Origin of the sequence: Aurantimicrobium sp., assembly GCF_036667855.1 — a bacterium.
Classification (GTDB): Bacteria; Actinomycetota; Actinomycetes; order Actinomycetales; family Microbacteriaceae; genus Aurantimicrobium.
Genome location: NZ_JAVWTF010000003.1, coordinates 1 through 13,027 on the forward strand (window position 1 = coordinate 1; position 13,027 = coordinate 13,027).

Consider the following 13,027-nt stretch of genomic DNA (forward strand, 5'->3'; position numbering starts at 1 on the left):
GTCAACCCCGATCTGGTCGCAACTGAAGAATCTGCTCCTGCCGTTGAAGTGGAAGAAATCAAAGAGGACCGTAACCCGGTCACTGCTCCCACCATCATGGCTACCGAGAGTGAACTCGAGTCACGCCTGAACCCTCGCTATAACTTCGACAGTTTTGTTATTGGCGGTTCAAACCGCTTTGCTCACGCGGCAGCAGTTGCCGTAGCTGAAGCGCCCGCGAAGGCTTACAACCCTTTGTTTATCTATGGTGAGTCAGGTTTGGGTAAAACCCACTTGCTCCACGCCATTGGTCACTATGCACAGAGTTTGTATCCCACCATTCGTGTTCGTTATGTCAGTAGCGAAGAGTTCACGAACGATTTCATTAACTCCATTGCCAATAACCGCGGTGCTGCATTCCAGTCCCGGTATCGCAATATCGACATCCTGCTGATCGATGACATTCAGTTCTTGCAAGGTAAAGCTGAAACTCAGGAAGCCTTCTTCCACACCTTCAACACGTTGCACGACCACAACAAGCAAGTTGTGATTACCAGCGATGTTCAACCCAAGCACTTGACTGGCTTTGAAGACCGTATGCGTACTCGTTTTGAGTGGGGTCTTATTACAGATGTTCAAACACCTGACCTTGAGACGCGTATTGCCATTCTTCGTAAGAAGGCAGAGCGTGAAAAGCTGAGTGTTCCTGACGACATCATGGAATTCATCGCCACGAAGGTCACCAGCAACATTCGTGAGCTTGAGGGAACACTCATTCGCGTAACCGCGTTTGCCAACCTCAATAAGCAGGCGGTGGATCTTCCCTTGGTGCAAACGGTGTTGAAAGACCTCATCACATTGGATGAAGACGACATCATTGCCCCCATTGACATCATCAATAACACTGCGGACTATTTCCGCTTAGGTATTGACGAGCTCACCGGTACATCCCGGGCTCAGGCAATTGCTACTGCGCGACAAATTGCTATGTATTTATGTCGTGAAATGACGAACCTGTCACTACCAAAAATTGGTCAGCTTTTTGGTGGCCGCGATCACACCACCGTGATGCACGCCTGCAAGAAGATTGCTGAATTAATGAAGGAACGTCGTTCTATCTACAACCAGGTCACTGAACTAACCACCAGAATCAAGCAACGTAGCTCATACGCACGTAATAACTAAGGTTTTCCCCCTGTGGATAAACCTGTGAATATGTGGGGAAATCGCCGAAGCTACCTGTGTATGAAAAATTCTTTAATGTGAATAACAAGAATTCTTCTCGTGTAGTTAGTTCATCTCTGTGAGTTCTCACACACAGGCCAAACACAACTTACGCGGATGTAGTTTCAAGCACTGGGGCTGAACTTATGAAGTTATGCACAGTATCCACAGACGTTAAGAAGATTAAAGAGTTAATTAAATAAATAAACACTTTCCATAACCTTTTACCTCGGGGCTTAAATGAGCCTAAAAAACCGCGATAGCATGAGAGACCCAGCAATTGGGATCTACGGAAAGGCACCACGGTGAAGTTTCAAGTAAACAGAGACGTGCTCAGCGAAGCAGTCTCTTTTGCCGTCAAAATGCTCCCAGCACGCACTACTCTTCCCATTCTTTCTGGTGTGCTGATCGAAGCAACTACTGAAGGTCTTGTTTTCTCCTCGTTTGATTACGAAGTTTCGACTCAAACTAAAGTTGCTGCGACAGTAGAGACACCAGGACGTGTTCTGGTTTCTGGCCGCCTTCTTGCTGAAATTGCCAACCGTCTTCCCAACGCACCTGTCACATTCGAAACCGTTGAATCTCGTATTCAGGTCAGCTGCGGATCAGCAAATTTCACTCTTCTTTCCATGCCTGTTGAGGAATACCCCACTATTCCTCAGGTTGAAGGAGAAACCGGTGTTCTTCCTGCTGAAGAATTCTCTTCTGCTGTTGCACAGGTTGCGGTTGCAGCCTCACGCGATGATGTCACTCCAGTTATTACCGGTGTTCAGCTTGAAATCACAGGAAATTCCTTGAGCCTGGTTGCTACAGACCGTTACCGCGTCGCTATCCGTGATATTCCATGGGAATCAACCGGTGATGTTGCAGATATCACCGCTCTTGTTCCTGCACGAACCATCCAGGAAATTGGTAAGACCTTCGGTCACAGCGGAAACATCTCTATTTCGATCACCAACAAGGACGATCGTGAATTGATTGCGTTTACTGCAGACAACAAGACCGTGACGTCGCTCTTGATTAAGGGAAATTTCCCACCCGTCAAGCGCTTGTTCCCTGAAAAAGTTGAAAACTACGCAGTAGTAAACACCGCTGAGCTCATTGAAGCTACTCGTCGTGTGAAGTTGGTCGTTGAACGTGAAGCTGCGCTGCGCTTTACCTTCGCTAACAACGGTTTGACCCTTGAAGCTATTGGTGGAGAGCAAGCACAAGCTTCTGAAACCATCGATGCTGTTATTTCTGGCCCAGATGTAGTCGTGTCACTCAAGCCAGACTTCTTGCTGGATGGCCTGGGAGCAGTTCACTCTGAATTCACTCGTATTGGTTTCACTTCAGTTGAAAACCCTGCAAAGCCAGGCCCAGTATTGATTACAAGCCAGACTTCGAAGGACACTCCTTCAGAAGATGCATACCGCTACCTTCTGCAGCCCAACCTTCTTCTTCGCTAAATCAAGTGACATTCTGAGCGATGCACGTTAGCTCACTCAGTCTTCGCGACTTTAGAAACTACGCCACGGCAGACATTGAGCCGGGGCTTGGTTCTGTTGTTCTAGTGGGCTCAAACGGCCAGGGCAAAACAAACATTGTCGAAGCCATCAATTTTTTGGCGACCCTAGGTTCACATCGAACCAGTATCGATTCCGCTCTTATCCGTCAGGGATCAGATGCGGCCATTGTGCGAGTAAACCTCGCACATGACGGCCGCACGATCCTGCTTGAAGCCCAGTTAAACCGCAACGGTGCCAATAAAGCCCAGGTCAACCACGCCAATGCAAAGCTTCGAGACTTCCCTCGCTACATTTCGACCGTGATTTTTGCCCCGGAAGACCTCATGTTGGTTCGTGGGGAACCGTCGGGACGCCGAAAATTCATGGACGACCTCATTATTCAAAGAACTCCCCGTCTTGCCGGGGTGGTTTCTGACTATGACCGGGTCCTGAAACAGAGAAATACTCTCCTCAAGACAGCGCGAGTCAAAGATGTCGATGCGGGAAACCTCGGAACTTTGGATATTTGGGATGAGCGCTTGGTAACACTAGGCACCGAGATCACAGCAGAGCGCCGCCGTCTACTTTCCGATCTTTCCGGCCCACTGGGTGAGGCATATCACGCGATAGCGGGGTCAGATCATGACGTGAGTATTGAACTGAAGCCCTCTATAGATGCACCTGAATCCGCGTCTGCGTATGCCGAGAAGTTTAGAAACCTGCTTGAAGCTGGGCGAATTCAAGAAATTGAACGAGGAATGACCCTCGTGGGTCCCCACCGAGATGATGTTGAGTTCGGTTTGAACAATCTCCCTGCCAAGGGTTATGCCAGCCATGGCGAAACCTGGTCTTATGCGCTCTCCCTCAAGCTTTCAGCGGCCAGACTGCTGCGTAGTGAATCAGTCTTGGGCGATCCCATCCTGATTTTGGACGACGTTTTTGCAGAATTGGACTCCGCTCGGCGCAAGCGCCTCGCTGAGGCCGTAGCTGATTTCGAGCAGACCTTCATTACAGCAGCAGTTGCAGAAGACGTCCCTGCTGAATTAATGACCCAAGTGTTTCACGTGAAAAAGGGAACTATTTCCACTGAAAGCCCAGCTCATGAGTGAAATTAACGCGAATGGGCCTGACGCCGCTGACGCGGCGGGGCCCGAAGAATCGGAAGCATTGGCGCTGTATTCCAGATTGAAGTCCAAAGCCACCGGAACTCCCCGGGTGAAACTCTCTCGGGATGCCCGCGCTCGCAAACGTAATGCGGAAGAGCATGCCAGCGAGATGCCCTTCTCCCCCGGGCGTGACCCGAAGGGTCTCGATGATGTGCTGGATAACCTCTCCCAGCAGCTGGGTTGGAAGGCTCCGTTAGCAAAGTCAGATCTACTGGCAGATTGGGCAGAAATTGTCGGCCCAGACATCGCTGCCAGGACAACTCCGCTCGGAATTGATGACGCCACATTGACCGTGGCATGTGAATCCACAGCGTGGGCAACACAGCTTCGATTGATGCGTACGGAAGTGCTGACAAAAGTTCTTCAATCACACCCAGAATCCGGCGTCACCGCAATCCGCTTTCAAGGGCCCAACGCCCCAAGCTGGAAACGTGGCCCCAAATCAATTCCAGGGCGTGGTCCTCGCGATACTTACGGCTAGAAATAGGTTTCTGGTCAAGCGCTAAATAAAAACGCGCCTACGGCCCGTTTCTCCCGGTTTTCCCAGCCCCCAAAAGATAGAATGAGGGGTCACGTTAAGTGCGTAAGGGAGCCACCGAAACATATGTCAACAGAATCTGAACAGCAAGCAGCAGAAGCCGATTACGGCGCAAGTAATATTCAGGTTCTTGAAGGCCTTGAAGCAGTTCGCAAGCGCCCCGGTATGTATATCGGTTCGACCGGTCCCCGTGGTCTTCACCACTTGGTCTATGAGATCGTCGACAACTCGGTTGATGAGGCGCTCGCCGGCCACTGTGACGACATTAAAGTCTTCATGCGCAAAGACGGCAGTATCCGCGTCATCGACAATGGTCGCGGTATTCCCGTAGACATCCACCCTACCGAGGGTAAGTCGACGGTGGAAGTAGTTCTTACCGTCCTCCACGCCGGTGGAAAGTTCGGCGGCGGCGGATACGCCGTCTCCGGCGGTCTGCACGGTGTGGGTAGCTCCGTAGTGAACGCACTGTCATCCCACCTCGAGGTTGAAGTCAAGCGCCAAGGCTTCTCCTACACACAGAGCTTCAACATTGGTGTTCCCGAAGCTCCCCTTGCAAAGGGCGCTGCCACCACTGAAACCGGAACCACCATTACGTTCTGGCCAGATGCCGACATCTTTGAAACCGTGGAGTTCGACTACGAGACTCTGCGCGCACGCTTCCAGCAGATGACCTTCCTCAACAAGGGTCTGCGCATCACCTTGATCGATGAAAACCAGATCGACGACGAAGGCAACGCCCTCACCGTTTCGTACATGTTCGAAAACGGTCTGATGGACTACGTCGAGTACCTCAACCGCATCAAGAAGAACGACATTGTTCACGACGAGATCATTCACTTCGAATCCGAAGACACCGAGAAGAAGATTTCGTGTGAAATTGCGATGCAGTGGACCACCGCCTACAGCGAAAGCGTCCACACCTACGCAAACACCATCAACACTCACGAAGGTGGAACTCACGAAGAGGGTTTCCGTGCGGCAATGACCACTTTGGTCAACAAGTACGCGCGTGAAAAGGGCATTCTCAAGGACAAGGACGAGAACCTGTCCGGTGACGACGTCCGTGAAGGCCTCACCGCTGTTGTCTCCATCAAGTTGGGTGAACCCCAGTTCGAAGGTCAGACCAAGACCAAGCTCGGAAACACCGAAGCCAAAGCATTCGTTCAGCGCATTACCGGTGACTTCCTCGGTGACTGGTTCGAACGCAACCCCAACCAGGCCAAGGACATCATCCGCAAGGCACTTCAGGCAGCAACTGCTCGTATGGCAGCCCGCAAGGCGCGTGAAACTGCTCGCCGTAAGGGCCTGCTTGAAGGTGGCGGTATGCCCGGAAAGCTGAAGGACTGCGCAAGCAAGGATCCTTCGCTTTCTGAAATCTTCATGGTGGAGGGTGACTCCGCCGGTGGTTCTGCCGTTCAGGGCCGCAACCCTGACACCCAAGCGATCCTTCCCCTCCGAGGCAAGATCCTCAACGTGGAGAAGGCGCGACTGGACAAGGCACTTGCCAACAATGAAGTCCAGGCCATGATTACTGCATTCGGTGCGGGTGTGGGTGAAGACTTCAACCCTGAGAAGGCCAGGTATCACAAGATTGTGCTCATGGCCGATGCGGATGTTGATGGCCAGCACATCACCACCTTGCTTCTTACTCTGCTCTTCCGTTACATGAAGCCACTGATTGAGCTTGGTTATGTGTATCTCGCTCAACCACCGCTGTATCGATTGAAGTGGTCCAATGCAGATCACGAGTATGTGTACTCGGACGAACAGCGCGACCGTCAGCTGGAAGCGGGTCTGGCTTCGGGAAAGAAGATCCCGAAGGACAACGGAATCCAGCGTTACAAGGGTCTCGGTGAGATGGATTACCGCGAGCTCTGGGATACCACGATGAACCCCGAAACGCGCACCCTGCTCCAGGTCACCCTGGATGACGCAGTTGCTGCCGACGAAATTTTCTCAACCCTGATGGGTGAAGACGTGGAATCACGTCGAAACTTCATCCAGAAGAATGCAAAGGATGTGCGTTTCCTTGACATCTAACGACAACCTCGTCACCACTGACGAAAACGGAGAGAACCGCATCCAGCAGGTTGACCTGCAGCTGGAGATGCAGCGTTCCTACCTCGACTACGCAATGAGCGTGATCGTGGGTCGCGCACTTCCCGACGTTCGTGACGGCCTCAAGCCCGTTCACCGTCGTGTGATCTACGCAATGTATGACGGTGGCTACCGCCCCGACAAGGCATTCTCCAAGTGTGCTCGTGTCGTTGGTGACGTCATGGGTCAATTCCACCCACACGGTGACTTGGCAATTTATGACGCACTGGTTCGTCTGGTTCAGCCCTGGTCGCTGCGCTACCCACTGGCTCTCGGTCAGGGTAACTTCGGCTCCGCCGGTAACGACTCTGCAGCTGCTCCTCGTTACACCGAAACCAAAATGGCTCCTCTGGCGCTGGAAATGGTTCGCGACATCGACGAAGAAACCGTCGACTTCCAGGACAACTACGACGGTCGCACCCAAGAGCCTTCGATTCTGCCTTCGCGCTTCCCCAACCTGCTGGTCAACGGTTCGGTGGGTATTGCCGTGGGTATGGCCACCAACATTCCTCCTCACAACCTGCGTGAGGTTGCCGAAGGTGCACTCTGGGCACTGGCCAACCCTGACGCAACTCGTGAAGAGCTGCTGGAAGCTCTCATCTCTCGTATCAAGGGACCTGACTTCCCCACCGGTGCACAGATTCTCGGCATCAAGGGAATCCAGGACGCCTACCGCACTGGTCGTGGTTCCATCACGATGCGTGCCGTGGTCAATGTGGAAGAACTACAGGGTCGCACCTGCCTCGTAGTGACCGAGCTCCCCTACCAGGTCAACCCTGACAACCTCGCGATCAAGATCGCGGAGCTGGTCAAGGATGGCAAGATCACCGGTATCGCGGATATCCGCGATGAGACCTCGGGTCGTACCGGTCAGCGCCTGGTTATTGTGCTCAAGCGTGATGCTGTTGCCAAGGTTGTTCTCAACAACCTCTACAAACAGACTCAGCTTCAGGAAAACTTCGGCGCAAACATGCTGGCTATCGTCGATGGCATTCCTCGTACCCTCGCTATTGATGGATTCATCTCCAACTGGGTCGAGCACCAGATTGATGTCATTGTTCGCCGCACGCAGTTCCGTCTGCGCAAGGCAGAAGAACGTATGCACATCCTCAAGGGTTACCTTGCCGCGCTCGATGCACTCGACGAAGTGATTGCTCTGATTCGCAAGAGCCCCACTGTTGAAGATGCCCGCGATGGACTGATGTCCTTCCTCAAGATTGACGAGCTTCAAGCACGCGCCATCTTGGAGATGCAGCTGCGTCGTCTGGCTGCTCTCGAGCGCCAGAAGATCATCGACGAAGCCAACGAGTTGGAAGCTCAGATCACTGAGTTCAACGCCATCTTGGCTAGCCCTTCACGTCAGCGTGAGATTGTTTCGGAAGAACTCACCGACATCGTTGCCCGTTACGGCGATGACCGTCGCTCCGAAATCATGCCTGGCTTCGACGGGGACATGAACGTGGAAGACCTCATTCCTGAAGAGGAAATGGTCATCACCGTTACCCGTGGTGGTTACATTAAGCGCACCCGCAGCGACAACTACCGCAGTCAGCACCGTGGTGGCCGTGGCGTCAAGGGTGCACAGCTCCGTGCAGATGACGTAGTCGAGCACTTCTTCGTCACCACTACACACCACTGGCTGTTGTTCTTCACGAACACCGGACGCGTTTATCGCGCGAAGGCCTATGAAGTTCAAGAAGCAGGTCGTGACGCAAAGGGTCAGCACATTGCCAACCTGTTGGCTCTTGCTCCCGACGAGCAGGTCACCCAGATTCTCGACATCCGCGACTACCAGGCAGCTCAGTACCTTGCTCTGGCAACTCGTGATGGTCTGATCAAGAAGACCGCACTGACTGAGTACGACACCAACCGCACCGGTGGCATCATCGCCATCAAGCTGCGCGAGGGTGACGAGCTCGTCTCAGCACTTCTTCTCGAAGCGGACTCAGATGTTCTCCTAGTTTCACGCAAGGGTATGAGCATCCGCTTCACCGCAACCGATGAGGCACTGCGACCCATGGGTCGTTCCACCTCTGGTGTGACCGGTATGAAGTTCCGTGGCGGAGACAGTCTGCTTTCTGCCTCGTTGGTATCTGACTCAGGTTTCGTCTTTGTCGTCACCGAGGGTGGCTACGCTAAGCGCACCTCTGCCGATCAGTACCGCACACAAAACCGTGGTGGTCTGGGTATCAAGGTTGCCAAGCTCAGCGAAGACCGCGGAGACCTGGTCGGATCTCTCATCGTGGAAGAAGAAGACGAAGTTCTTGTTGTTCTGGAAACCGGCAAGGTTGTCCGCTCGGCAGTGAACGAAGTTCCTGCCAAGGGACGTGACACCATGGGCGTTGTCTTCGCTCGATTCGAAGAGGGCGACAAGATTCTTGCCGTCGCACGCAATTCAGAGCGTAATCTTGAATCTGCAGAAGATGCAGTTGAAGAAGATGTAGAAGCAACCAGCGGAGACGCTGTAGTGGAAGAGGCACCAAATGAGTAACGCATTGGCACAGAAGCTCAAAGACAAGCTTCCCAAGAGCGAGCCCAAGGCCCCTAAGGGTCCTGAGGCAAAGCAGGTTCGCCTGAAGCTCGTTTATGTCGACTTCATGTCTGCGCTCAAAATGTCATTCCTGCTCGGACTGGCGCAATTCATCGTTGTTGTCGTGGGAACCCTGCTTCTCTACTTAGTCTTCGTTCAGACCGGTATTTTCGAGACCGCAAACAGCGTTGCAGGTGAGGTTCTGGGAAATAACTCCTTCGATATCAACAGCATTGCTTCCATTGGAAAGACCGTGGGTGCAGCTGCTGCAGTTGGCCTGGTCAACCTGATTGTGATCACCGTGTTGGGCGCAATTTGTGCAGTTCTGTATAACGCAGCAGCCAAGATTACCGGTGGTCTTTCTATCGGTTTCACCAACCAGCAGTAAAAAAACTCAGGCTCGATTTAGAGATTCGCCGGGATTCCGGTAGTCTCGAATCTGCCTAAGCGGGGCTATAGCTCAGGTGGTTAGAGCGCTTCACTGATAATGAAGAGGTCCCAGGTTCAAGTCCTGGTAGCCCCACGCAATTGCTCTTTATATTTTGATGTAAAGTAGTAAAAGCAATCGGGGCCTTAGCTCAATTGGTAGAGCGCCTGCTTTGCAAGCAGGAGGTCAGGAGTTCGATTCTCCTAGGCTCCACTCCCCCCAGAAAAACCCCCAGAAATGGGGGTTTTTCTTTACCCAAAACGCTTTGATAGGCGTAATCTATTGGCGTAATTTTTACAGCTAAATAGGCGTACTTTCCCAGCTTTCCGAGCTACTGTGAAAGCTATGGGGGAACAAAACAAGCCACGACGGGAAAAGGGAACAGGTGCTTTGTACCTGCGAACCCGCGAAATACCAGGCGAAAAGGACTATGAGTTCTATCAAGCCGTCCTCGAAGTGAAGACTGAAACAGGCAAACGCAAACGCATTACAGGCAACGGAGCAACAAAATCTCTTGCCCAAGCAAAGCTCCAAGCCAACATAAATAAGTTTTATCAACGAGAAGCAGAAGGCACCGTCGCAGTTAGGCGGAAGAAGTCTTCGGGCATGACCGTTGAGGAATGGTTAGACGCCTGGTACGAAAGCCTGCAATATCGTCGTCTGTCTGAAACGGTGCGAAGAAAATATAAAGGTTTTTACGAACACCACATAGTTCCCCATGTCGGTGATACTCCGCTGGCGGATCTTCACGAAGACCAGTTGGAAGAACTATTCGGTACAACGCTCGTAAATAAAAGAAAGAAAATTAACGGCGTTGAGAGCGACCAACCGTTGTTGGGCAACTCTGCTCGTCGAAACATTTACAAGACGCTGAACACCGCTCTGAAAAGAGCAGTTGATAAGGGTCTTATTTCACGCAACCCGCTTGCACTCGTTCAGGCACCTGAACTGAAACAAGACCCAGACGAGAATGTGCCCAGCTATGCACATATCGTCCTGTCTCTTATGAAGCGAATGAGGGAGGACAACTACCCAGACTATTGCCGCTTCTTCTTCATGCTGTTAGGTGTTCGTAAAGCTGAACGAGTAGCAATATCGCTGACGAACATTCGGGGTCTAAAAACAAAAAACCCCACGCTGGTTATTAGTCAGCAAATAGCCAGGCACGCTGACGGTTCAGGTTGGTACATAAAGCCAGCGACAAAGAACGGCAAAGACAGAATGCTTCCTTTGCCCGAGATATTTGTCGAAGCACTCAACGACTATCTAAAAGTTCGTACCGCTTGGACAAAATCTCCGAACTGGAAACCAAAGCGAGAGTTTGAGGATCTACTCTTCATTCATGAAGACGGTTCTCCGATAACTCTGAACCAGGACAACACAGACTGGCACAAGCTCCTCGACCATTACGGCTACCCGTACTTCCGTAGCCACCTTGTTCGACATGTTGCTGCAACTGTTCTTGCAGACCAGGAACCACCCGTTCCGTTCCAAGTTATTCAGAACATGCTTGGAAACGGTGTCGCTATGACGCAGTACTACGCCCGCATTTCAGCGAAGCAAATGAAGACGCCACTCACGGCATATGGCGAAACTATCGCTGACCGTGTAAAGAAAAAATAAAAACTTTTCAGAAAATTCCTGAAACTCAAAAAACCAGCCGATAAGTATTTCGAGGTCAAAATATGACTTCTAAAAATACGAATGAAAGTTGGTTCTCATGTCCATTAACTATGGCTATTACCTCCCTCTAAATGCAGCAGATATGTACAAAGAAGTTCGCTTCTTGGACATTTCTCCAAAGACTGACGGTGTTGGTGAGCTTGCTCGTCAAACCACAGACAACGAGGGAACACCCAAGTGGGTTGTCTCCACACTTGTGAAGTACAAAGACCTCCCACAACAAACAGAGACATTCACTCTCGTTGCTTCACAAGCTGACGCAGAAAAAATAAACCTCATAGCTGACCTGACACCTATTCGTCTCCTAAACCTTTTAGGTGGCAAATGGTCAAAGGCTGGTGCAGACAAGACTTCTTGGAGCTTCCAGATTTCAGGCGTTGAGGTCGCAAAGTAATGTCCATGAGTACCGCCACCCTCAAAGGAGTTGTCTGGCGTTTGTGGTGTGAGTACTTCGAGCAACAAGAAGATCTCATTCCACCGCTTGCATTCCTGAAACAGGGTGCGGGAGAAGACGGTTTTTTCGTCTCTTCCGTCTCTGACGCAGAGATAGACAAGTTTGTCGCTGCTATGAGAGCTAACCCAGAGGTTGAGTTCCTAACCAGAAAAGACTGGGCATTAGACCCGTCAGTTTGGTTTGGTTGGTGGTCTGTCTTTTTGGCGAGGCCCAAAACCCACACTCTGAAAACTCCGCGAGTAAGGAACCAGATAAACAGTTCCTCTCGTGGAAAGCGTCGGGGAGAGTAAGACCGACAAAAGAGAAAGGTACGACATGAACGGCGAGGGTCTAACCCTCGCCGTTTTTGCGTTCTGGGAGTGAGCACCTGACCGAGTGAAAGCGGTGCGGCAACGAGGAAGGTGCGAGAAGGAAGAAAAGCAACACAAGAAGTTAGTTCTGAAACCCATTCGTGATACCTGCCGATAGAGCAGGTATGACGAACAACGAAAAGGACGCCAAAGAGCAGGGGCTTGTTATATGTGGCATAAGTGCTCGTGAAGATACAGATATTGGTTTTGCCTCGCCAAAAGAGATAGACCACGCTGTCAGACATATTCCTGAAAGGACAACAGAACCTGAACTTGGTGAAGATAGGTACTCAATAACTCTTTCGCCTGGCTCTGTGAAGGTTTCGAGAAAACTTGGTTCTCCTGCTCCAAAGTCTGAAAACTAACCGAAGACTTCGATAACCAAATGGACTAAACAGTCCAGGTCAAACATGGTGGCAGTCCTGGCGAGCTTGGACTACAACCCACTTTTTGAGTTTGGTTATTCCACTCCTGCCATGCTCACGCTGACTTACCCGAAGTCATGGGAAGTCGTAGCCCCCACCGCAGCGGACACTAAACGCCATATGAGGCTGTTTCGTCAAAGGTATGAACGAATGTTTGATAGAAAACTTCGTGGTTGTTGGAAGCTGGAATGGCAAGCACGCTCTGCTCCGCACATACACATATTCTGTGTTCCTCCCGAGATCCCAGAATTTCGTATGTGGTTATCTACGACTTGGGCAGACATAGTTAACGCTCCCGACCCAGAGGAAAAGAAAAAGCACCTCAAAGCGGGTACAGGTATTGACTACGGCGAAGGCATAAGAGCTTCTGACCCCAAGAGGTTAGCTGTGTATTTCACAAAGCATGGTTCAGCAAACTTCGGAGATAAGGAATATCAGAACCAACCGCCTGACCTATGGGTGAATGACGGCTCCATAGGTCGCCTGTGGGGGTATTACGGACTTAAAGCAGCGTTAGCAACCGTAGAGGTCGATACGGCAGACGCTCTCTTCATAGCCCGCACTCTTCGACGGTGGCAAAAAGCCCAGTCAAAACCTCGAAGGGTCAAAGTCTGGCGAACAAACTCTAAAACTGGTGAAGTGAAGCCACGCTATGTAAAGCGTAAAA

11 protein-coding genes and 2 tRNA genes are annotated in these 13,027 nt (G+C 51.4%); all 13 read left to right on the top strand.

The annotated features are described in order from the left end of the window. Window positions 1-1,164, top strand: a 1,164-nt coding sequence (gene dnaA, locus RR877_RS01770; protein ID WP_332627628.1) for a chromosomal replication initiator protein DnaA, incomplete at its 5' end; no start/stop codon positions are given. Window positions 1,165-1,508: 344 nt separating this feature from the next. Next, the gene (gene dnaN / locus RR877_RS01775) at window positions 1,509-2,651 is read left to right on the top strand and encodes a DNA polymerase III subunit beta (protein ID WP_110234809.1); all 1,143 of its coding nucleotides are present in this window, start codon (window positions 1,509-1,511) and stop codon (window positions 2,649-2,651) included. A 20-nt stretch (window positions 2,652-2,671) separates the two neighbouring features. After that, a complete protein-coding gene (recF, locus tag RR877_RS01780; RefSeq protein ID WP_332618977.1) occupies window positions 2,672-3,799 on the top strand; it encodes a DNA replication/repair protein RecF in 1,128 nt (375 codons plus the stop codon). After that, window positions 3,792-4,337: a DciA family protein gene (locus tag RR877_RS01785; RefSeq protein ID WP_110234807.1), complete on the top strand. Its 546-nt coding sequence runs from the start codon at window positions 3,792-3,794 to the stop codon at window positions 4,335-4,337. Before recF ends, RR877_RS01785 begins: the two co-directional genes overlap by 8 nt. 123 nt (window positions 4,338-4,460) lie before the next feature. After that, window positions 4,461-6,434 (top strand): DNA topoisomerase (ATP-hydrolyzing) subunit B, encoded by a 1,974-nt coding sequence (gene gyrB, locus RR877_RS01790; protein WP_332618976.1) that lies wholly within the window; start codon window positions 4,461-4,463, stop codon window positions 6,432-6,434. After that, the gene (gene gyrA, locus RR877_RS01795) at window positions 6,424-8,982 is read left to right on the top strand and encodes a DNA gyrase subunit A (protein WP_332550597.1); all 2,559 of its coding nucleotides are present in this window, start codon (window positions 6,424-6,426) and stop codon (window positions 8,980-8,982) included. The genes gyrB and gyrA overlap by 11 nt, the downstream gene beginning before the upstream one ends. Then, complete coding sequence (locus tag RR877_RS01800; protein ID WP_332550596.1) at window positions 8,975-9,409, top strand: DUF3566 domain-containing protein; 435 nt, start codon at window positions 8,975-8,977, stop codon at window positions 9,407-9,409. The genes gyrA and RR877_RS01800 overlap by 8 nt, the downstream gene beginning before the upstream one ends. 61 nt (window positions 9,410-9,470) lie before the next feature. Then, window positions 9,471-9,544: transfer RNA gene (locus RR877_RS01805), tRNA-Ile, on the top strand. Window positions 9,545-9,588: 44 nt separating this feature from the next. Then, window positions 9,589-9,661: transfer RNA gene (locus RR877_RS01810), tRNA-Ala, on the top strand. Between the two features lie 132 nt (window positions 9,662-9,793). Beyond that, window positions 9,794-11,071, top strand: a complete 1,278-nt coding sequence (locus RR877_RS01815) for a tyrosine-type recombinase/integrase (protein ID WP_332618975.1) — start codon at window positions 9,794-9,796, stop codon at window positions 11,069-11,071. Between the two features lie 97 nt (window positions 11,072-11,168). Beyond that, window positions 11,169-11,525: a hypothetical protein gene (locus tag RR877_RS01820; RefSeq protein ID WP_332618974.1), complete on the top strand. Its 357-nt coding sequence runs from the start codon at window positions 11,169-11,171 to the stop codon at window positions 11,523-11,525. A 5-nt stretch (window positions 11,526-11,530) separates the two neighbouring features. Then, window positions 11,531-11,875 (top strand): hypothetical protein, encoded by a 345-nt coding sequence (locus RR877_RS01825; RefSeq protein ID WP_332618973.1) that lies wholly within the window; start codon window positions 11,531-11,533, stop codon window positions 11,873-11,875. 185 nt (window positions 11,876-12,060) lie between these two features. Continuing rightward, window positions 12,061-12,300, top strand: coding sequence for a hypothetical protein (locus RR877_RS01830; RefSeq protein ID WP_332627629.1), 240 nt, complete (start codon window positions 12,061-12,063; stop codon window positions 12,298-12,300). Window positions 12,301-13,027: the final 727 nt, after the last annotated feature.